Origin of the sequence: Paraburkholderia sp. BL21I4N1, from assembly GCF_002973525.1 — a bacterium.
Classification (GTDB): Bacteria; Pseudomonadota; Gammaproteobacteria; order Burkholderiales; family Burkholderiaceae; genus Paraburkholderia.
This window is the reverse complement of sequence record NZ_PVEN01000003.1, coordinates 488,446-509,654: the sequence shown is the minus strand read 5'-3', so window position 1 is coordinate 509,654 and position 21,209 is coordinate 488,446. Positions and strand designations below refer to the sequence as shown.

Here is a 21,209-nt window from a genome sequence, read left to right as displayed (position 1 = left end):
AGGCACGGCCAGCCGCCGTGCGGGCGCGGTATCGATGGAGGAGACAGGCTTCGCGCAGCACACGCCTGCCCCATCCCAGCCTGTTCACGCACGGTCGTTCGCGCACCGCTGCCCGGCATGCGGGATGATGCAATGCGGCGCAAGCTGCACGCGTGGCCGACCCGGCCGGCGTGCATCGCATGCCGGCGCACGGTCACCCTCACCGGCGTTTCGGCGGTTCGGCGTGCTGGTTCCACAGCCGTTCTCCATCGGCACCTGTCGTTAGTGCTGTTCACCTTGCAGTCCGTAGCGCAGTTCCGCAGTAGCAGTCCATCACTCAACAGACCCCGGCTTCCCTGAGGAAACCCATCGTGACGTCTTCCGGATCGGCGCGCCCTGCCCGCCGCAACACTGCATCGCCCAACACCAACGCGGCCGACACCGCCGCGGCGCCTACCGCTTCCGCCGGCTCCGCCGCGAGCGCCACGCAGTCGACACCGGCCAAACGCGCCGGCAAAACAGCCCGCGCCGCCCAGCCGGCCAACGCCGCCAAGGCCAGCAAATCCGCTAAAACGTCCACGTCCGCCAAGGCGGTCAAGCCCGTGAAAACCGTCAAGGCGGAGAAGGCCACGTCGGCGCCTGCGCTGCAAGCCGTGTCGAAAGACACCAAGGTGCCCGCGCCGAAAACCAACGGCCGCACGCGCGAGGACAAGGACCATCCGCTGTTCCAGGACATCCGTTATCTGGGACGCCTGCTTGGCGACGTGCTGCGCGAACAGGAAGGCGACGAAGTGTTCGACGTCGTCGAGACGATCCGTCAGACGGCGGTACGCTTTCGCCGCGAGGACGACAGCGCGGCCGCGCAAACGCTCGACAGAAAACTGCGCTCGCTGAGCCCGGAGCAAACGGTCAGCGTGGTGCGCGCGTTCAGCTACTTCTCGCATCTGGCGAATATCGCCGAAGACCGTCACCGCAACCGCCGTCACCGGATTCACGCGCTGGCCGGCTCGACCTCGCAGCCGGGCACGATCGCCCATGCGCTGGAGCGGCTCGTCGCCGCCGGCGCGGCCGCGACGCCGGTGTTGCAGCAGTTCTTCAACGAAGCGCTGATCGTGCCGGTGCTGACCGCGCACCCTACCGAAGTGCAACGCAAGAGCATTCTCGACGCGCAGCACGACGTCGCGCGTCTGCTTGCCGAGCGCGACCAGCAATTGACCGACCGCGAACGCTTGCATAACGAAGCGATGCTGCGCGCGCGCGTCACGTCGCTATGGCAAACGCGCATGCTGCGCGACACGCGTCTGTCGGTCGCCGACGAAATCGAAAACGCGCTGTCGTTCTATCGCGCCACTTTCCTCGAAGAAATCCCGGCGCTGTACGCCGATATCGAAGAAGCGCTCGCCGAGCACGGCCTCGAAGCGCGTCTGCCGCCGTTCTTCCAGATGGGCAGCTGGATCGGCGGCGACCGCGATGGCAATCCGAACGTCACAGCCGAAACGCTGGAAAACGCGATCACCCGCCAGGCCGCGGTGATCTTCGAACACTACATGGAGCAGGTGCACAAGCTCGGCGCGGAGTTGTCGGTGTCGAACCTGCTGGCCGGCGCCAGCGAGCCGCTCAAGGCGCTGGCCGCCGCGTCGCCCGACCAGTCGCCGCATCGCACCGACGAGCCGTACCGCCGTGCGTTGATCGGCATGTACACGCGGCTCGCCGCCAGCGCACGCGTGCGTCTGGGCGAAGGCAGCGTGCCGGTGCGCAGCGCCGGCCGCGGCGCGGCGCCGGTGCGGGCGATCCCGTATGACGACTCCGCCGACTTCGTGCGCGATCTGCACGTGCTGATCGATTCGCTCGCCGAGCATCACGGCGCGCCGCTGGCGGCGCCCCGCCTGTCGCCGCTCGCGCGCGCCGCCGAAGTGTTCGGCTTCCACCTCGCGAGCATCGACTTGCGTCAAAGCTCGGACATTCACGAAGCGGTGATCGCCGAATTGCTCAAGCGCGCGGGCGTCGTGGAAGACTACGCGGCGCTGTCCGAATCGGACAAGCTCGCCGTGCTACTCGCCGAACTGGCGCAGCCGCGTCCGTTGCGTCTGCCGTATGCCGAGTATTCCGATCTCGTGAAGAGCGAACTCGGCGTGCTCGAGGAAGCCCGCGTGACGCGTGAAAAATTCGGCGCGCGCGCGGTGCGCAACTACATCATTTCGCACACGGAAACGGTCAGCGATCTGGTCGAAGTGATGTTGCTGCAAAAGGAAACCGGCCTGCTGCACGGCCGTCTGGGCGACGCTAACGACCCGGCGCGCGCGGGCCTGATGGTGATTCCGCTGTTCGAGACGATTCCCGACTTGCGCAACGCGTCGCACATCATGCGCGACCTGATCTCGCTGCCGGGCGTCGACGCACTGATCGAACATCAGGGCAACGAGCAGGAAGTGATGCTCGGCTATTCGGACAGCAATAAAGACGGCGGTTTCCTCACCTCGAACTGGGAGCTGTATCGCGCCGAACTCGCGCTGGTGTCGCTGTTCAACCAGCGCGGTATCACGCTGCGGCTGTTCCATGGTCGCGGCGGCACCGTCGGCCGCGGGGGCGGTCCGACCTATCAGGCGATTCTGTCGCAGCCGCCGGGCACCGTCGACGGTCAGATCCGTTTGACCGAGCAAGGCGAAGTGATTGCCAGCAAGTTCGGCAATCCGGAAATCGGCCGGCGCAATCTGGAAACGGTAATCGCCGCGACGCTCGAAGCGTCGTTGCTGCCGCACGGCAATACGCCCGCGCAGTTGCCGGAATTCGAAGAGACCATGCAGCAGTTGTCCGACGCGGCAATGGCGTCGTATCGCGCGTTGGTCTACGAAACGCCGGGCTTCAAGGAGTACTTCTTCGAGTCCACGCCGATCGCGGAGATCGCCGAGCTGAACATCGGCAGCCGGCCGGCTTCGCGCAAGCTGCAGGATCCGAAGCAACGCAAGATCGAAGATCTGCGCGCCATTCCGTGGGGCTTCTCGTGGGGTCAATGCCGTTTGCTGCTGACCGGCTGGTACGGTTTCGGCAGCGCGGTGGCCGCGCATCTGGACAGCGCGCCGAGCGACGCCGAACGCGCGCGCCGTCTCACGCTGCTGAAGAAAATGCACAAGAGCTGGCCGTTCTTCTCGAACCTGCTGTCGAACATGGACATGGTGCTGGCGAAGACCGACCTCGCGGTCGCCTCACGTTATGCGGCGCTGGTGTCGGACAAGAAGCTGCGCAAGCACGTGTTCGAGCGCATCGTCGCGGAGTGGGAACGCACCTCGAAGGTGTTGTCGGAAATCACCGGCAAGAGCGAGCGCCTCGCGGAGAATCCGCTGCTCGCGCGTTCGATCAAGAACCGCTTCCCGTATCTCGATCCGCTGAATCACTTGCAGGTGGAGTTGCTCAAGCGTCACCGCGCGGGCGACACCAACGCGCGCGTGCGGCGCGGGATTCATTTGAGCATCAACGGGATCGCGGCGGGGCTGCGCAATACGGGTTAAGCACACCGGCTGAGTGCTCAAGCGGCCTGGTTGGCCGCTTGAACGACAACGCCGGACACGGAGTTTTTTCCGTGCCCGGCGTTGTCATTTTCGGCGCGGGAATTTTGCCGCGCGCGATCCTTCGCGCGTTCCTTCGCGTTCGTCAGTGCGCCTCGATCATCAGCGCGTCGAGCTTGAACGAGCCATCTTCCTGCACGCCGAAATAGGCACGCACCTCGTCCGGCGAATGCGCCCACAGCGAACGGATCGCCACGACTCGCGGCTCCGGCGTCCGCATGCGCGCCACCCACGAACCGAATTCGATATCGATGCGCCAGCGCTCGCGAATCGACGCCTGAAAGCCAGCCGCTTCGAAAAACGCGACCCATTCGTCGGCGCGGTAATCGCGGATATGCGAACCGTCGCGCAGCACCTCGACCGCCTGCAAATGCGTATCGAGCAACGGATGATCGCTGCCGGCGATATCGATGAACAACACCTTGCCGGCCGGCTTCAACACACGCCGTACCTCGGCGAGCGCGAGCGGCACGTCATGCCAATGGTGCGCGCTCATCCGGCTGATCACCCAGTCGAAGCTGTGATCGGCGAACGGCAGCTTTTCCGCCGCGCCCTGCTGCGTGCGGATGTTGGCGAGGCCGCGATCCTGCGCGGCGCCTTCGACCGTTGCCAGCATGGGCGGCGCGATGTCGTACGCGACCACGTCTTTTGCATGCTTCGCGACCGCGAAGCTCGCGTGACCCGCCCCGCATCCCATGTCGAGCACCGTCGCGTCCGGCGTCGCGGCGATCGACGCCGCCAGCGTTTGCAGATCGGCGCCGGTGGCATGGGTCTGACTCGTCAAATACGCGGCGGCGGTCGAGCCGAAGGCGTCGGCGACCTGATCGTGATGCTTCATGGGGAGGCTCCGGTTATCGGTTATCGGGTTAGACCCAAGGGTGAAACCCAGCTGACACGGGAAGGCGTTGCAGCGTTCCTGCCGCTACAATAGGGCCCGCCGTGTACCAGTACAAGTTAAGCAATTATTCTGGTATCGAAAGCACCCCCACAAGATCGCCCAATACCTCCCTTACGCGCCGCCCGCCCAGAATGACCACGTCGCCTACCGCCGACCACCCGCCACCGCTCGACGCCACCCCGGCCCGCGCGCTTGGCGATTTCATCCGCGCTCATCGCGAGCGCCTGTCGCCGCAAGCGGTCGGCCTGCCGCCGGGTCCGCGCCGCCGCACGCCAGGCTTGCGGCGCGAGGAAGTCGCGCAACTGTGCGGCGTGAGTCCAACCTGGTACACGTGGATCGAGCAAGGGCGGCCGGTGTCGGCTTCGGCCGAGGCGCTCGCGCGGATCGCGGTCGCGTTGCAGTTGTCGCGCGCCGAGCGGGCCTATCTGTTCGAACTGGCCGCCCAGCGCGATCCGGCCGAGCCCGATCCAGCCGCCGCCGACGCGCCCGCCACGCTGCTCGAAACCGTGCGGCTGGTCAACGCGCCGGCCTATGTGCTCGACCGTCAGTGGACCGCGCTGGCGTGGAACGAGCGCGCCGCCGACCTGTTCGTCGGCTGGCTGGACGGCACGCATGACCGCAACCTGCTGCGCTACACCTTCACCGAGCCCGCGGCGAGCGCGCTGATCGTCGACTGGGAAACGCGCGCGCGGCGGCTCGCGGCCGAGTTTCGCGCCGACTCGATCCGTCATTTGAACGACGCGCCCACGCGCGCGCTGATCGATTCGCTCAGCGCCGCCAGCGACGCGTTCACGCGCTTCTGGGCGTCGCAGGACGTCGGCGGCCGCGAGGGCGGGCGGCGCGAATTCAACCATCCGCGCGACGGCCGCGTCGTGTATGACCAGATCACCTTCAAACCCGCGCATCGGGAAGATCTGAAGCTGGTGGTGCTGGTGCGCGAGTAGTCGCGCACCAGCACGGCGCGTGCTGCTCGCACGGCCGCCGGCCGGCAGCGTCTTCGGGCGCTCCCGCCAGTGTTAAAATCCCTCTCTTTCCCCGCTGCGGCGGCAGCATCTGCACGGACCGTACAGCCGCGCCGCCCGCCTCGTCACCGTTCGATCAACTGCTGCTTAACAGCCGCCTAACTGCCCAACACCATGACGTCCCAACTGCACAAAAAAGGCGAAGCCTGGTCGGCTCGCTTCTCGGAGCCGATGTCGGAACTCGTCAAACGCTATACGTCGTCGGTCTTCTTCGACAAGCGTCTGGCGCTCGTCGATATCGAGGGATCGCTCGCGCACGCCTCGATGCTGGCGGCGCAGAAGATCATCGCCGCCGACGACCTCGCCGCGATCCAACGCGGCATGGCGCAGATCAAGGGTGAAATCGAGCGCGGCGAGTTCGAGTGGCAACTCGACCTGGAAGACGTCCACCTGAATATCGAAGCACGGCTCACCGCGCTGATCGGCGACGCCGGCAAGCGCCTGCACACCGGCCGCTCGCGTAACGACCAGGTCGCGACCGACATCCGCCTGTGGCTGCGCGGCGAAATCGACCGGATCGGCGGCTTGCTGACGGAACTGCGCGTGGCGCTCGTGGACATGGCGGAGAAGAACGCGTCGGTCATCATGCCGGGCTTCACGCACCTGCAGGTCGCGCAGCCGGTCACGTTCGGGCATCACCTGCTCGCCTACGTCGAAATGTTTTCGCGCGACGCCGAGCGCATGATCGATTGCCGCAAGCGCGTGAACCGGCTGCCGCTGGGCGCCGCCGCGCTGGCCGGCACCAGCTATCCGATCGACCGTCACGCGGTGGCGAAAACGCTGGGCTTCGACGGCATCTGCGCGAATTCGCTGGACGCCGTTTCCGACCGCGACTTCGCGATCGAATTCACGGCGGCGGCGGCCCTCGTCATGACGCACGTGTCGCGCTTCTCCGAAGAGCTGGTGCTGTGGATGAGCCCGCGCGTCGGCTTTATCGATCTGGCCGATCGCTTCTGCACCGGCTCGTCGATCATGCCGCAGAAAAAAAACCCGGACGTGCCCGAACTCGCGCGCGGCAAAACCGGCCGTGTGAACGGTTACCTGATCGCGCTGCTGACGCTCATGAAAGGCCAGCCACTCGCGTACAACAAAGACAATCAGGAAGACAAGGAACCGCTGTTCGACACCGTCGACACGGTCGCCGACACGCTGCGCATCTTCGCTGAAATGGTCGCGGGCATTTCGGTGAAGCCGCAAGCCATGCGCGACGCCGCATTGCAAGGCTTCTCCACCGCAACCGATCTCGCCGACTACCTGGTCAAGCGCGGCCTGGCATTCCGCGACGCGCACGAAGCGGTCGCGCTGGCAGTGCGCATCTGCGCGGATCGCGGCTGCGATCTGGCGGATCTGTCGCTCGAGGAAATGCGCGCGGAACTGCCGAACGTCGCGCATCTGATCGGCGACGACGTGTTCTCGTATCTGACGCTGGAAGGGTCGGTGGCGAGCCGCAATCATCCGGGCGGCACGGCGCCGGAACAGGTGCTGACAGCAGTGAAGGCGGCACGGGCGGCGTTGCAGTAAGCGGCGCCCGGTGTGGCGATGAGTGCGCTTGCCGCGTGCTCGTTGCATACGCGATAGAAAGCGAATCCATCAACCGGGTTCGCTTTTTTTTCGTCTCGAGCCTGACGCGAAAAGGCGTCGCACAAAAAAAGAAAGCCCGCCGAAGCGGGCTAAATGAAAGACTTCCACCGATGCCTCCCGAAAGAGGCCAGCAGAGTGTAGGCGCGTTTGCACCACAAACAAATCTGCTCATATTTCAGGCTATTACAAGCCGTGGAATGTCCCGCGCCAGCAAGCCAAACAGCGCGACATCACGCGAAAACCGGACGGAAAAAGCTGCGCTCATAACTCACGATGCAGTGCGTTTCCTGCGCGTAGGCGAAGGCGGCCTGGCATTCGGCATCGTCCATCGACTGAACTCGGTAAGCCTCGTAAGCCGCCAGTGATTCGAATGTAAACATGGCGAGCGCAACGTTGTTCGCGCCTTCGGACGGCAAGAAATAGCCGTGATGCCGGCCGCCAAATTTCTCGACCAGCGGGATCCACAGTTTGCCGTAATGCTCGAATTCCTTGAGCTTGTACGGGTCGATGATGTAGCGCAGATAACAGGTGACCATGATTGCCGGTTTCCGTGTCGGTATGGGTGGAGGAATGAAGGGCGGAACACATGATAGGTCAGTTTGCGATGCCGGCGTTTCGACGGCACGCAGGGACAACGCTCATTGAATCCTGGCGCTTTTTGACTACCATCCAACTACACCACGCCTTGATGCCGCCGCGACTATGCTTATCCGCACACGTCACGTTCGACGTTTCACCGGACGCTTTAATGCACGCGTCTTCTCATGCGTCCGCGTGTTGTCGCGAGTCGCGCGCGGTGTGGCATCGGCATGGGCCACGGCCCTCGTCATGGTGACGGCGTTCAGCCTCGCCGCCTGCACGTTCACACCGCCAACCCGCCCCGCCCTCACGATACCGCCCGCCGCCATCAACAGCGCCACGCTCGATCAGTACCGCGACGCCGTCGCGCGACGCATCGTCGAACGCAACCCGTCCTATGTGTTGCGCGGCACGCCGCAAGCCATGCTGCGTTCGCTGGTGGTGGTGTCGTTCACGGTGGATCGCAACGGCCGCGTGCTGGAGTCGTCGGTGTATCGCACCAACGGCGACGACGACGCCGAAAGCACCGCGCTCGCCAGCCTGCGGCGCGCTTCGCCGCTACCGCAACCGCCCGGCAAACTGCTCGACGGACGCGGCCAGCTAGAACTGTTCGAAGACTGGCTCTTCAACGACGACGGCAAATTCCAGTTGCGCGAGTTGGCCTCGCCGCAAGCGCAAACCATCGATTGAAGCACGCAAACCCTGGTTATTCCCCTGGTATCGCCGCATTCCCGCGCAAACACGGCCGGCCGCCGTTGTAAGCTGTTGCTTCGTTGCGCTCGCCGGGCGTAGCCGCACCTCGGCCCACGGGTGCCGTCGAAGCAGGCGCCAGACGCACGAACCCAAACAGAGATGCCGCCCACGCGCGCGCCGCCGCTTCGAGACTCACGGCGCCCGCCGGCATCCACGACAACAGGAGACCTTGCATGTCCACTTCGCCGATTTCCGCGGCCCAGCCCGATGCGACCGGGCAGAACAGTAGCGCGCGCATCATCTTCGCGAGCTTTATCGGCACCGCGATCGAGTTCTACGATTTCTATGTCTACGCGACCGCCGCCGCGCTCGTGATCGGACCGGTGTTTTTCCCGCACGGTTCGGCGACCGCTCAGGCGTTGTCGGCCTTCGTCACGTTCGGCATTGCGTTCGTCGCGCGGCCGATCGGCTCGTTCCTGTTCGGTCATTTCGGCGACCGGATCGGCCGCAAATCGACGCTGGTGGCTTCGCTGCTGGTGATGGGTGTGTCCACCACGCTGATCGGCTTCGTGCCCGGCTACGACGCGATTGGCAGCCTTGCGCCGATCCTGTTGTGCGTGCTGCGCTTCGGCCAGGGCATCGGCCTTGGCGGCGAATGGGGCGGCGCCGCGCTGCTCGCCACCGAAAACGCGCCGGCCGGCAAACGCGGCTGGTTCGGCATGTTCCCGCAATTGGGGCCGTCGGTCGGTTTTCTGGCGTCCAACGGGCTGTTCTTCGCGCTGGCGTTGTCGTTGAGCGACGAGCAGTTCCGTAGCTGGGGCTGGCGCGTGCCGTTCCTTGTCAGCGCGGTGCTGGTGGCGCTCGGCTTGTACGTGCGTTTGAAAATCGCCGAAACGCCGGCCTTCAAGGCCGCGATCGAACGCAAGGAACGCGTCAAGGTGCCGATCGCGACCCTGCTGTCGCAACACGGGCTGCCGACGCTGCTCGGCGCGCTCGCCATGGTGGTCTGCTACACGCTGTTCTACAACGCGACGACGTTTTCGCTGTCGTACGGCGTCTCGGTGCTGCATATTCCGCGGCCGACGTTCCTCGGCATGCTGTGCATCGCCGTCGTCTTCATGGCACTCGCCACGCCGTTGTCGGCCTGGGCCGCGGACCGCTACGGGCGCAAGCCGGTGCTGATCGTCGGCATTGTCGCGGCGATCCTGTCGGGCTTCACGATGGCGCCGCTGCTCGGCAGCGGACAGATGCCGCTGGTGCTGCTGTTTCTCGTGATCGAGCTGTTCCTGATGGGCGTGACCTTCGCGCCGATGGGCGCGCTGCTGCCCGAGCTGTTTCCGACCAACGTGCGCTATACCGGTGCGGGCGTGTCGTACAACCTCGGTGGGATTCTCGGCGCGTCCGTGGCGCCTTACATCGCCTCGGTGCTGGCGGCGCACGGCGGCCTGCCGTGGGTCGGCGCATATGTGTCGATCGCCGCGGCGGTCAGCCTGATCGGCGTGCTGTGCATGCGCGAAACGCGCGACACCCCACTGATGTGACGCGAAACGGCGCGAGGCAGGAACCTCTGAGTACTCTGAGTAAATTCCCTGCCTTGCGCGCCTTTTTGACTTGCCTATACTCGACTTCAATCACCCTAAGGCAAGCAGGGAGGCTCGGATGAACGTTCATCTCCACAACGCGGACATCGTGATGATCATTGCGCTGGCGCTACTGTGCTCGCTGCTGCTGGCCTTGCGATTTCGCCCCGCCACCTGGAAAGGCATCGTGATCGAAGCGCTGGCCGCGAACGCGGCCGCCATCACGGCGGTTATCGCGTTCGAAATGCTGCTGGCGTGACGGCTTAGCGATAGTAGCCGCCGTGATGGTAGTAGCCGTAGCCGCCGCCATAGTAGTAGCCAGGGGCCGGCGCGACGATACAGCCGCCGAGCGCCGTTGCAAGCAGAGTGCCCGCGATCAGGGTCAGGATTAAGCGTTTCATATTGTTCTCCATCGAGTCAGATTCATTCGAGCCGAAACCCCGAATGATTTGATTGGACACGATGGCGCCCCGCGCGGGCGTTGCCATTTGTAAAGGAAGATCACGCGGGTGTTACAGGTTGGAGCTCGCGTTTTCGCGTTATCCTGCGCGGCACTTCGCGAGATTCACATCAGAGGAAAACACCGCCTATACTGGGTTGACCACCAATATCCGGCGCATGCCTTGCTGGCCGCGGTTACGCGGTGCGGCACCCGGAGCGCGAATACTGTACCGACCCATTCACGCACCGCCGCGCACAGTCAGGCGGGCGAAGCAAAGCGTCACGAACCAAGCCGTAGACGATTAGGTGCTCAACGAATAGCGACAGTTTTAACAGACGTGTAATGCGCGCACAGCCGCCAATCGGCTTCAAGCGCGTTACGTGTTCTTCGCGATGATTCCTCTCCGCCCGTTGTTCCCCGACGCGGGCGTTTTTTGGAGGCGTTACGTGGCAGCGTCCGTTTGCTCGGGCGGACTGTGCGTCGCGCCTCTTTTCTTTTTCAGCAAACGATTGCGCTGCGACGCATAAAGAAACGCTCAGGCCGCCGAGTCGTGATGCTGCAGGGCCACGTCGTGCGACTCTGTGTGGACGTAGTCGATCGCTTCGAGCGCGTCGCCGATGGACGGCATGGCGCCGCCGTCGCCGATCGAGATCGAGCGGTTCGGCGCATGGATACCGCAATGCGATGGCGAGGTCGCCACGAAGATCATTACGGTGCGCTTGAGCAACGCGTGCGCGAGATGGACGAAACCGGTGTCGGTACCCACTACCAGCGAGCAGGCGTCGATCATTTGCGCGATTTCGGTCACGCTCATTTTCGGCAGCACGGTCGAGCCGGGCACCTGAGCGGAGATCTGCTCCGCCTCGGCGCGCTCGCCTTCCGAACCCCACGGCAACACCACCTTGAAACCGCGCTGCGCCAATTCGCGGCCCACCGCGGCCCAATGGCTGAGCGGCCACTTCTTGTCGTCTTTGGAGGTGGCGTGAAAGAACGCCGCGACCGGCGCGGTTTCGTTGCCGAACGGGCGTTTGACCGGCTCGGGCAAACGCAGGTTGTAGACCGGTGGCCCTTCTACGACGTAACCCAGCGCCTCGCTCGTGCTCACGCGCATGCCGTGCCACGCATCACACTGCGGACGCGGGCCGAAGCGCCCGGTGTACGCGAACGCGGCGCCGCGCTCGCCCAGATCCTGGTTCTGATAGCCGATACGTCGCGACGAACGCGCCAGAAAGGCGATGATCGCGCTCTTATAGACGCCGTGAATGTCGACGACGTAGTCGTAGCGGTACGCACGCAACTCGGCGATGGACGCGGCGATCGCCTTGAAATCGGCCCAGCGGCGGGCTTTCTTGAAGCGCCGCAGCGGCGCGGACAGCACGCGGTCCACGCTCTCGCTCCAGTGCACCACCTCGGAAAACGATTCGTCCGAGGCCCAGTCCACCTGAACGCCGGGGAATGCGCGTTTGATATCGGCGACCACGGGCAACGCCTGCACGATATCGCCGAGTGAAGTGACCTTAACGATAAGGACTCGCTTCAGCTTCATTGGGGACCTGTTAGTTGTTCGAACGTCAAACTATTTTAGCCGACGAATGGATTAATCTTGACCGAAGCCGACAGCACGCAAACATGTCATTAATACAATGCATTACATCTCCAACCTTACAATAAACCACGCGCACACTTTTCAAAATACTTTCTCCCGGTTTTGATGCGTCCACGGCCCCTATAATTGAGCTTTTGCGCCAGCACACGGCTCATACCTCATGCCCCGGGCTTACCCTCTTCTTTCTTCCGGAATCGTGCGTCGCGCGAGACGCCTGTGGCGGCAGTACGGCGTGTTCTGGCTCGGCGCGATCGCCGTCGGGCTGGTCGCCGTGCTGTATGCCCGATTGATCGACTGGGGCTACAGCGAATTTCGCACGATGCAGCAACAGCACGTGTGGGCGCCGCTGATCGTGACTCCCGCGGTCGCCGCGCTGGCGGTCTGGCTCACGCGCAAATTCTTCCGCGGCGCCGAAGGCAGCGGTATTCCGCAAGTCATCGCCACGCTGCATTCGAAACCCGGCGAGTACGGCGCGCGCCTGCTGTCGTTCCGGATTCTGTTCGGCAAGATCGCCGTGTCGTTCCTGGCGATTCTCGGCGGCTTCACGATCGGCCGCGAAGGGCCCACCGTGCAAGTGGGCGCCGCGCTGATGTTCAATCTGCGGCGGCTCTATCCCCGTTCGAACGCGCTGATCGAGCGGCAACTGGTGCTGGCCGGCGCGGCCGCGGGTCTGTCGGCGGCGTTCAACACGCCGCTCGCCGGGATCGTCTTCGCGATCGAAGAACTCACGCGCAGCTTCGAAGCCCGCGCGAGCGGCGTGCTGATTACCGCCATCATCATTGCCGGTGTAATCGCGCTCGGCCTGAACGGCAACTACACCTATTTCGGCACCATCCAGATCGGCGCGCATTTCCCCGATCTGCTGGCGCTCGCGGTGCTGCTGACGGCGATCGTCACCGGCATTGCGGGCGGCGTGTTCGGCTGGCTGCTGCTGAACACCGCGCGCTGGATTCCGGCGCCGCTGAGGCAATTGCACGGCGAGCGGCCGGTCGCGTTCGCCGCGCTGTGCGGTTTCACGATCGCGGTGGTCGGGCTGATCTCGGGCGGCACGACCTTCGGCAGCGGTTATGCGGAAGCGCGCGGACTGCTGGACGGACATGAGCATCTGTCGGTGTTCTATCCGTTTCTGAAAATGATCTCGATGGTCGGCTCGTATTTGCCGGGCATACCGGGCGGCATCTTCGCGCCGTCGCTGTCGATCGGCGCGGGCTTCGGCAATCTGCTGCACATGGTGTTCGGCTCGATGCAATTGCCCATGCTGATCGCACTGGCAATGGTCGGCTATCTGGCGGCCGTCACGCAGTCGCCGATCACGTCGTTCGTGATCGTCATGGAAATGATCGACGGTCATGCGCTGGTGATTTCGCTGATGGCGACCGCGTTGATTGCAAGCCGCGTCGCACGTCTTTTCGCGCCGCCGTTGTATGAGTCGCTGGCGGAGCGCTACATGAAGCCGCTGCCGCAACCGGCGCCCGCGCCTGTGCCGGAAGTGCCCGAGGTCGAAGCGCCCGAGCCCGCTATCGTCGACGAAGCCGACAGGACGGCGGAACCGGAACATAAGGCCCAGGACCATACCGGAAACAGCACCGAAAACCGCGCTGAAAATAACGCCGAAAACGGCGCCCAAAACAGCGCCGACACGCCGCGTCAATAAACCACGACACCCGGCGCGCGAACCACCAAAGGCCGCGCCGGTACGACGACACAACCGGCCAGCATTACCGCCAGCATGGCGATCAGAAGCAGATTCTTTTTCATCACTCGAATCCTGAAAGTCCAGGGGAAACGAAACGCAGGCGCGCGCGCCCGCGCGAGGTGCATGGGCTGCGCCTGCGTACTCTTTGTATTCAATCGGCGAAAGGTGGCGCGTGCGGTTCGATTCGCTCAGTGGGCTTGAGCCGCGCCGCGCCAGTCAAGCTAAAGAGGGGCGCTTAAGCCCAGTGGCCCGGTACCCAGTGATAATGCGGACCGAATGCGTCCCAGTGGCCCGGCACCCAATGAAAGCCGACACGTTCGGCTTGCCAGTGACCTGCGGCCCACACATAGCGGCCGTGGTCCCAACGCCAGTGACCGTGATCCCACACATAGCCGACGCGCGCAGCGGGCACGACTTCGTAACGCACGGGCGGCGGCGCGTTCGGCGCGATCACCACGACTTCTTCGGCCGAAGCCGATCCCACGGCGGCGACGCCGGCGGCAATCAGAACGGTGTTGGCAAGCAGCACACGAAAGGTCTTGTTCATTTTTTCCCTCTGTTGTTGGACACCGAATACGGCGTTATCCGTTTAATGCGCGAGGGGTCGAACTGGCTGACGGCGGCCGTGTAACGGTCCACACGGAAATGCTACGGATTATTTCGCCGAGTGGAGAATGAACAGCGGGGGATGAAAAAACAGGGGGACGAAAGGCGTGGAATGAAAAGCGAACGCTAAAACCGGTGCGGTAAAAACCGCGTGCGGCCAGGCCGGCGGTCGCGCGCCGCGTCACATGATGCTGATGCAACACGAACGCGGCGCGTCGACCGACACGAACAACCGCACAACCGCTTACGCCGCCGGCGCTCCGGCTTGCGGTATCTCGATCTTGACCTCGAGCACTTCGAGGTCGTCCTGGCGTTCGAGGCTCACGCGAATATCGTCATCGGAGATCTTCACGTACTTCGAAATCACAGCCACCAGTTCGCGTTGCAACGCAGGCAGGTAATCGGCGGGCGCGTGGCCGCCGGCGCGCTCGTGCGCGATGATCAACTGCAGGCGTTCCTTCGCTACCGACGCGGACTTCTTCTTCTCGCCCAGCAAAAACGAAAGAATCGACATGACGTGCGCTCCCCTTACTTGGTGCCGAAGAGGCGCTGCAGCAGCCCGGGCTTCTGGTAATCGGTGAAGCGAAGCGACTTCTGCTCGCCGAGGAAACGCGACACGACATCTTTATAGGCTTCGGCCACGTCGGTGCCGTCGAGATGCACGGCCGGCAGACCCTGGTTCGATGCGTGCAGCACCGCTTCCGATTCCGGAATCACGCCGATCAGATCGATTCGCAGAATTTCCTGGATATCGGTCAGCGACAGCATTTCGCCTTCGCTGACGCGCTTCGGGTTGTAGCGGGTGATCAGCAGGTGTTCCTTGATCGGATCCTTACCTTCGATCGCGCGCTTGGTCTTCGACGACAGAATGCCGAGAATGCGGTCCGAGTCACGTACCGACGACACTTCCGGGTTGGTGACGATCAGCGCTTCGTCGGCGAAGTGCATGGCGAGCAGCGCGCCCGATTCGATACCGGCCGGCGAATCGCAGACGATGTACTCGAAGTCCATCGCGATCAGGTCGTTGATGATCTTCTCGACGCCCTCCAGCGTCAGTGCGTCTTTGTCGCGCGTTTGCGAGGCCGGCAGGATGAACAGGTTCTCGCACTTCTTGTCTTTGATCAGCGCCTGATTCAGATTGGCTTCGCCCTGGATCACGTTGATCAGGTCGTACACCACCCGGCGCTCACAGCCCATGATGAGGTCGAGGTTGCGCAGGCCGACGTCGAAGTCGATCACGGCGGTCTTGCTGCCCCGCAATGCGAGGGCCGATGCAAAACTCGCGCTCGTGGTCGTCTTGCCCACGCCACCCTTGCCCGAAGTCACCACAATGATTTTTGCCATTACCCTTACCTTGTGTTCGTCAAATTCGTCAATTATGTGCGGCCGTATTTGCCCTACCGTGCCGTGCTGCGCCGCGTGCCGTCGATTCGTTCAGGGCAACGCGCACGTCGCGCCGGTTACGTGAGCCGCAGCGGTTCAATCATCAATTTCTCTTCTTCGAGCCAGATCTGCACCGGCTTGCCGTGTACGTCGGCCGGCAGCGGGTTCTCGGTCGTTCGATAGATACCTGCGATCGAGATGAGTTCCGGTTCGAGACACGTGCAGAAAATGCGCGCGTCGTGATTGCCCTGCACGCCGGCCAGAGCCCGGCCGCGCAGCGGTGCGTAAATATGGATATTGCCTTCGGCGATCACTTCGGCGCCGTAGCTCACGAGGCCGAGCACGACCAGATCGCCCTTCGCGTAGATCCGCTGGCCGGAGCGCAAGGGCTTGTCGATCACCGTGGTTTGCGACGACGTGGCGAGACGCACCGGCTCGGCGGCGGGCACGGGTTCGACCGCGGCGGCGCTGGCCGGCGTGCCGTCGGCGGGACCGTCGGGCGGCAGCAGGCTGGCCTGCGCGTTTCCGTTGCCGGCGCCATGGTTCGGCGCTGCGGCGGCCGGCGTGTCAGGCGTGTCCCGCGCGGCGGTCGCGGCCTCTTCGTCGGCGGATTTAGCGGTGCTGCCACGGCGGTCGCGCGCTTCCAGCAACGGCAGCGCGGACTCGGCGGCCCATGCCTGGTGCGGATTGGAGACCACGCCGACCGGCCGCATCCGCAAGCTGTCGAGCAACTGCGCGATGTCGGCGAGCGGCACGCGTTCCGTGTCGGCGAGGCGGCGCACGTCGATCGCGACGACGTCGTTGGCAAAGAATTCAGGGGTCGCCTCGAAGCGCCGGGTCAGCTCGGCACGCATCGCGTCGAGGTCGGTGGTCTTGACCACGAACAGGAGCGTATCGACCGAGCCACTGCGGAGTTCGAAAAAGGGTGATTTCTTGGGCGACATAGCGTTCGGCAAAAAATTTTGCGTATTTTACAGGCGTCCACGCGCGCGGCCAGTTTTTTTGCCGTGACGACGGGGAGCAACCGGTGATGGTGCCGAAGACACCGCCACGAACGCTGCACAGACGCGGAGGGGAATCGAGCGGCAGGCTGCTGCGCCGCTCGCGAGATCACTGCTGAAACACCTGGGACGTGGCCGGCACGTGCCGCACCAGCAGACTTTCGGCTTGTTCTGGCGCGCGCTGAACGCGCCGGTGTTCGCCGGTCGGACCGAAGCCGAGCGCTTCGTAAAAGCGCATGGCGTTGCGGTTGGCGTCGGCGACCCATGCGTAGACTTCCATGGCGCCTTCGTTCGCGAGCCAGCTGCCGGCCGTGTCGACCAGCAGTTCGCCGCCACGCAGATGACGCACGGCCGGCGCCACCCATAGTTCGCAGACGAACGCGCGGCGCGCCGCGCTGTCGTCGAAATGCGCTTCGATCAGCCCGGCGGGATGGCCCTCGGTGTAGAGAATAAAAGTGGCGACGGTAAACGACACCGCGCGCTCGGCGGCGGTGGCGTCGAAACTGGCGGCATCGGCCGACAACGCGTCCTCTAACGTGGCGCCGAAGGCATACGGCGCCTCCCGCAGCGACGCGGTACGGAGTTCGCGAAAAACGGCGCCCTGATCAGCGGCGATACGGCGAACGGTCAATGACGGACTCATGCAGACGAAAACCCCTTGAAACCCTAAGGCGTAGCTTTAACCGAACCGGCGTGCGAGTCAAATCATTATTGACCGGATTTGACCCGCACGCGAGGTTTGATAAGAGATGTGCGCACATCGAGCATGCAATTCACGCGCCCGGCATGCGCAGCCCGCGCATGATCGATGCAGCGCGCAACTCACATTCAGGTCGCGCTCAGGGCGCTTCGTAACTGCCGGTGCCATCCGGCCAGGGAGTGAGCAGCTCGTAGCCTTCGTCGGTGACGGCGATCATGTGCTCCCATTGCGCGGACAGCGAGCGGTCTTTGGTGACCACCGTCCAGCCGTCGCGCAACACCGTGGTGCCGGCGCGGCCCGCGTTGATCATGGGCTCGATCGTGAAGACCATGCCGGGCTTCAGGCGTACGCCCTGCCCCGGCTGGCCGTAGTGCAGCACCTGCGGGTCTTCGTGATAGACCTTGCCGATGCCGTGCCCGCAATAGTCGCGCACGATCGAAAAGCCGTCGCGCTGCGCCACTTTCTGGATTGCATGACCGACGTCGCCGAGCGTGGCGCCCGGCTTCACTTCGCGGATGCCGGCGAGCATCGCTTCATAGGTCGTGTCGATCAACTGGCGGCCTACCGTGCTCGGCTGGCCGACGCAATACATGCGGCTCGTGTCGCCAAAGTAACCGTCTTTAATGATGGCGACGTCGATGTTGACGATGTCGCCGTCTTTCAGCACTTCGCCGCGATTCGGAATGCCGTGGCACACCACCTGGTTGACCGAGGTACACACCGTCTTCGGAAAACCCAGATAGCCGACATTCGCCGGAATCGACTTCTGGATATTGACAATGTAGTCGTTGCACAGCGCGTCGAGCTCCTCGGTGGAGACGCCGGCCTTGACGTGCTCGCCGATCATTGCCAGCACGTCGGCCGCGAGGCGGCCGGAAATGCGTAATTTGGCGATGTCATCGGGAGTCTTGTAGGTAATGGCCATGAATTCAGTCGATGGGGTTCGATGGTTCAAAGGACGCCGCGCAACCACTCGCTCGCGCGTCCCGCTCTGCATGACCGGCGTGGCCGCCCTGCTGCCGGAAGCGGCATGGCGAAGCGGCCGACGCCGGCGATCGATCGGCCAATTGTACAGAGGATCGCGTGCCGACCTCCGCGAACCGGGTCGAACTTGCCGCTCCGACGCTTTCGCGCTGGCCGCCACGCGCCGCGAAAAACCCATCGCCCGGCACACACCGCGCGATGCTGCAAACGCACAAGGAAATCTTTTGTGAGGTTTGCATCTACTCGCAGTTTCGTTCCGTAAAGGCGGTTGAGGACTCGCTTCTTCTGCCTGCATCGATTAGTTCTTCTCAGAAGAACGGAGGCCTCTTTGCGTCCGCGTTTTTGCGTCTTGCAACGCGTGAACAGCAGTCGAGCGCGTGGTTGCGTCGCTAGTGCGCGGCATAGGCAGCGAACCATTTGAGGAGCACAGCCATGTCGGAGTCCAGCAGCAAATCAGCAGAGCTTATCGATGCACTTGATCGTCGGGTCGAGCGGCGTCTGCAACGCAGACAGTTTTTCCGCAACGCCGGTGGCCTGGGTCTGGGTCTCGTCGGCGGCACGCTGATCAGCGCGTGCGGCGGCGGTTCGGGTTCGAGCGTGTCGGCACAGACCGCACCCACCGATCCGGAGATTCTGAACTTCGCACTGAACCTGGAGTACCTCGAATCGCAGTTTTATACGTACGCGACGACAGGTGCCGGGTTGGCGGCCAGCATGACGGCCGGCGTCGGTACGATGGGCACGGTGATTCCCGGCCAGCAGGTGCCGTTCCAGGATCCGGTGGTGCAGGCGTACGCCAACGAGATCGCCAACGACGAACGCGAGCACGTCGCGTTCCTGCGCAGCGCGTTGGGTTCGGCGGCGGTGGCGATGCCGTCGATCGATATCGGCGGCACCGATCCGAACGGGGCATTCTCGAACGCGGCGCGCGCGGCGGGCCTGGTTGGCGCGGGCGTCGCGTTCAACCCGTATGCGAGCGACAACAACTTCCTGCTCGGCGCGTTCATTTTCGAAGACGTGGGTGTGACCGCTTATAAAGGCGCTTCGCCGCTGATCACCAACAAGACCTTCCTGGAAGCCGCCGCCGGCATTCTGGCGGCCGAGGCCTATCACGCCGGACTGGTTCGCACGGTGCTGTACTCGAAAGGGATCAACATGACGGGCCTCATCACGGCCGCCAATGCGATTTCCGCCGCGCGCGACAGTCTCGACAACAACGGCCACGACGATCAGGGAATCACTGGCGCAACTGCCGGCACCTCCAACATCGTGCCGCTCGACAGCAACGGTCTTGCGTTCAGCCGCAACTACAGCAACGTGCTCAACATCGTCTATCTGACGAGCGGCGTGACGACCAAGGGCGGCTTCTTCCCGAACGGCGTGAACGGCGTGCTCAACATGAGCGCCTGACGCAAGCCGCTGCTGCACCGGCAACGGGCTGCCGCGATGACGATCGCGCTCACCCGTTGGCCGGCCTTTCTGCGTATTGCCTTGAACGCTTGACGACGGACAGGAGCAGTCATGAACGAAGCGATGAGTCAGGCCGCCGCGCCGCAGACCCTCACCGAGCAGGCGTGTTTCGACATTCGCGAAACGCTCGCGGGACGACGGCGCGGCTTGCGCGCGATGCTGCCGTTCGCCGGACCGGCGGTGGTGGCGTCGATCGCCTACATGGACCCCGGCAACTTCGCGACCAATATTCAGGCGGGCGCCGGTTACGGCTATACGCTGTTGTGGGTGGTGGCGGTGGCGAACCTCGTCGCGATGCTGTTCCAGTCGTTGTCCGCCAAACTAGGGCTCGTGACCGGCAATAATCTCGCCGAGTTATGCCGCGCCGCTTTACCGCGCCGCTATGTGCTCGCGATGTGGGGCATCAGCGAAATCGCGGCGATGGCGACCGATCTCGCCGAGTTCGTCGGCGGCGCGATCGGCGTGTCGCTGCTCACGCATCTGCCGATGATCCCGAGCATGCTGATCACCGCCGCCGTCACCTACGCGCTGCTGCAGTTCGAGAAGCGCGGCTTTCGTCCGCTCGAACTGGCGATCGCGGCGCTCGTCGGCGTGATCGGGCTGTCGTATCTCGCCGAATTGCTGATCGCGCCGGTGCATTGGCCGTCGGTCGTCAAGCATACGTTCACGCCGGCCATGCCCGATAGCAACGCGTTGACGATCTCGGTCGGCATCATCGGCGCAACGGTGATGCCGCACGTGCTGTTCCTGCATTCCGGACTCACGCAGAACCGCGTGACACCACGCAATGAAAACGAGTGCGGCAAACTGCTGCGCTTTTCGAATATCGAAGTGGTGGTCGCGCTCGGCGTCGCGGGACTCATCAACATGGCGATGGTGATCATGGCGTCGAGCGCGTTTCATGCGGGGCACGCGGATATCGCCAGCATCGAAACCGCGTGGCGCACGCTCACGCCGCTGCTCGGCGGCGCGGCGGCGGGACTGTTTCTCGCGGCGTTGATCGCCTCGGGCGTGTCGAGTTCGGTGGTCGGCACGATGGCCGGACAGATGATCATGCAGGGTTTCGTGGGCTTTCACATTCCCGTGTGGGCGCGGCGTTTGATCACGATGGCGCCGGCGTTCGCCGTGGTGGCGTGCGGCGTCGACGCGACGCGCGCGCTGGTGTTGAGCCAGGTCGTGCTGAGTATCGCGCTGCCGGTGCCGATGATCGCGCTGGTGTGGTTCACGTCGCGCGGCGACCTGATGGGCCGCTACCGGAACCGCCGCTCGACGACGATCGCCGCGGTGGTCGGCACGATCGCGGTGCTGGCGCTGAATCTCGTGCTGCTGATGCAGGTGGCGGGGGTTTCGCCGTGGTGAAACGCTGAGACGCCGAAGGTCCGAGGCGATCCGCCGCTGCATCCAGTTGGCGGAAAGACACGTACAT

General features: G+C 64.0%; 19 protein-coding genes. 9 read left to right on the top strand and 10 right to left on the bottom strand.

Going from position 1 to position 21,209, the window contains the following annotated elements:
- Positions 1-350: 350 nt before the first annotated feature.
- Positions 351-3,485, top strand: a complete 3,135-nt coding sequence (gene ppc / locus B0G83_RS11755) for a phosphoenolpyruvate carboxylase (protein WP_105507581.1) — start codon at positions 351-353, stop codon at positions 3,483-3,485.
- 142 nt (positions 3,486-3,627) lie between these two features.
- Here the strand turns inward: ppc and B0G83_RS11750 are convergent, their stop codons facing one another.
- Entirely contained in the window at positions 3,628-4,380 is a 753-nt protein-coding gene (locus B0G83_RS11750) for a class I SAM-dependent methyltransferase (protein WP_105507580.1), read from the bottom strand.
- A gap of 191 nt (positions 4,381-4,571) precedes the next feature.
- Here B0G83_RS11750 and B0G83_RS11745 point away from each other — a divergent pair, with 191 nt between their 5' ends.
- Together B0G83_RS11745 and argH are read left to right on the top strand one after the other, a co-directional pair.
- Positions 4,572-5,384 carry a helix-turn-helix transcriptional regulator gene (locus B0G83_RS11745; RefSeq protein ID WP_105507579.1) on the top strand — a complete coding sequence of 271 codons (813 nt, stop codon included), beginning with the start codon at positions 4,572-4,574 and terminating at the stop codon, positions 5,382-5,384.
- A gap of 192 nt (positions 5,385-5,576) precedes the next feature.
- Entirely contained in the window at positions 5,577-6,983 is a 1,407-nt protein-coding gene (argH, locus tag B0G83_RS11740; RefSeq protein ID WP_105507578.1) for an argininosuccinate lyase, read from the top strand.
- 290 nt (positions 6,984-7,273) lie between these two features.
- On the opposite strand, the gene B0G83_RS11735 is transcribed toward argH, so the two are convergent.
- Positions 7,274-7,579: an NIPSNAP family protein gene (locus tag B0G83_RS11735; RefSeq protein ID WP_105507577.1), complete on the bottom strand. Its 306-nt coding sequence runs from the start codon at positions 7,577-7,579 to the stop codon at positions 7,274-7,276.
- 292 nt (positions 7,580-7,871) lie between these two features.
- Here B0G83_RS11735 and B0G83_RS11730 point away from each other — a divergent pair, with 292 nt between their 5' ends.
- The 3 genes from B0G83_RS11730 (at position 7,872) to B0G83_RS11715 (ending at position 10,154) form a co-directional block, all read left to right on the top strand.
- Positions 7,872-8,312 carry an energy transducer TonB gene (locus tag B0G83_RS11730; RefSeq protein WP_258167873.1) on the top strand — a complete coding sequence of 147 codons (441 nt, stop codon included), beginning with the start codon at positions 7,872-7,874 and terminating at the stop codon, positions 8,310-8,312.
- A gap of 236 nt (positions 8,313-8,548) precedes the next feature.
- Positions 8,549-9,856 (top strand): MFS transporter, encoded by a 1,308-nt coding sequence (locus B0G83_RS11720; RefSeq protein ID WP_105507574.1) that lies wholly within the window; start codon positions 8,549-8,551, stop codon positions 9,854-9,856.
- Positions 9,857-9,974: 118 nt separating this feature from the next.
- Complete coding sequence (locus tag B0G83_RS11715; protein ID WP_035552327.1) at positions 9,975-10,154, top strand: hypothetical protein; 180 nt, start codon at positions 9,975-9,977, stop codon at positions 10,152-10,154.
- Positions 10,155-10,158: 4 nt separating this feature from the next.
- Here the strand turns inward: B0G83_RS11715 and B0G83_RS38575 are convergent, their stop codons facing one another.
- Together B0G83_RS38575 and waaC are read right to left on the bottom strand one after the other, a co-directional pair.
- On the bottom strand, positions 10,159-10,296 hold the full coding sequence (locus B0G83_RS38575; protein ID WP_179706336.1) for a hypothetical protein: 138 nt from the start codon (positions 10,294-10,296) through the stop codon (positions 10,159-10,161).
- A 576-nt stretch (positions 10,297-10,872) separates the two neighbouring features.
- A complete protein-coding gene (gene waaC, locus B0G83_RS11705) occupies positions 10,873-11,877 on the bottom strand; it encodes a lipopolysaccharide heptosyltransferase I (RefSeq protein WP_105507703.1) in 1,005 nt (334 codons plus the stop codon).
- Between the two features lie 226 nt (positions 11,878-12,103).
- Here waaC and B0G83_RS11700 point away from each other — a divergent pair, with 226 nt between their 5' ends.
- Positions 12,104-13,597: a chloride channel protein gene (locus tag B0G83_RS11700; RefSeq protein ID WP_258167866.1), complete on the top strand. Its 1,494-nt coding sequence runs from the start codon at positions 12,104-12,106 to the stop codon at positions 13,595-13,597.
- 277 nt (positions 13,598-13,874) lie between these two features.
- On the opposite strand, the gene B0G83_RS11695 is transcribed toward B0G83_RS11700, so the two are convergent.
- From B0G83_RS11695 to map, 6 genes are all read right to left on the bottom strand, one after another.
- Positions 13,875-14,186: a YXWGXW repeat-containing protein gene (locus tag B0G83_RS11695; RefSeq protein WP_105507572.1), complete on the bottom strand. Its 312-nt coding sequence runs from the start codon at positions 14,184-14,186 to the stop codon at positions 13,875-13,877.
- Positions 14,187-14,489: 303 nt separating this feature from the next.
- The gene (minE, locus tag B0G83_RS11690; RefSeq protein WP_035552338.1) at positions 14,490-14,759 is read right to left on the bottom strand and encodes a cell division topological specificity factor MinE; all 270 of its coding nucleotides are present in this window, start codon (positions 14,757-14,759) and stop codon (positions 14,490-14,492) included.
- 14 nt (positions 14,760-14,773) lie between these two features.
- Positions 14,774-15,589, bottom strand: a complete 816-nt coding sequence (gene minD / locus B0G83_RS11685) for a septum site-determining protein MinD (RefSeq protein ID WP_035552341.1) — start codon at positions 15,587-15,589, stop codon at positions 14,774-14,776.
- A gap of 116 nt (positions 15,590-15,705) precedes the next feature.
- Positions 15,706-16,572, bottom strand: a complete 867-nt coding sequence (gene minC / locus B0G83_RS11680) for a septum site-determining protein MinC (RefSeq protein WP_105507571.1) — start codon at positions 16,570-16,572, stop codon at positions 15,706-15,708.
- 166 nt (positions 16,573-16,738) lie between these two features.
- On the bottom strand, positions 16,739-17,272 hold the full coding sequence (locus B0G83_RS11675) for a GNAT family N-acetyltransferase (RefSeq protein ID WP_105507570.1): 534 nt from the start codon (positions 17,270-17,272) through the stop codon (positions 16,739-16,741).
- Between the two features lie 196 nt (positions 17,273-17,468).
- A complete protein-coding gene (map, locus tag B0G83_RS11670; protein ID WP_105507569.1) occupies positions 17,469-18,254 on the bottom strand; it encodes a type I methionyl aminopeptidase in 786 nt (261 codons plus the stop codon).
- A gap of 491 nt (positions 18,255-18,745) precedes the next feature.
- Between map and B0G83_RS11665 the strand changes: the two genes are divergently transcribed.
- Both B0G83_RS11665 and B0G83_RS11660 read left to right on the top strand, forming a co-directional pair.
- Positions 18,746-19,723: a ferritin-like domain-containing protein gene (locus B0G83_RS11665; RefSeq protein WP_105507568.1), complete on the top strand. Its 978-nt coding sequence runs from the start codon at positions 18,746-18,748 to the stop codon at positions 19,721-19,723.
- Between the two features lie 111 nt (positions 19,724-19,834).
- Positions 19,835-21,142, top strand: coding sequence for an Nramp family divalent metal transporter (locus tag B0G83_RS11660; protein ID WP_105507567.1), 1,308 nt, complete (start codon positions 19,835-19,837; stop codon positions 21,140-21,142).
- Positions 21,143-21,209: the final 67 nt, after the last annotated feature.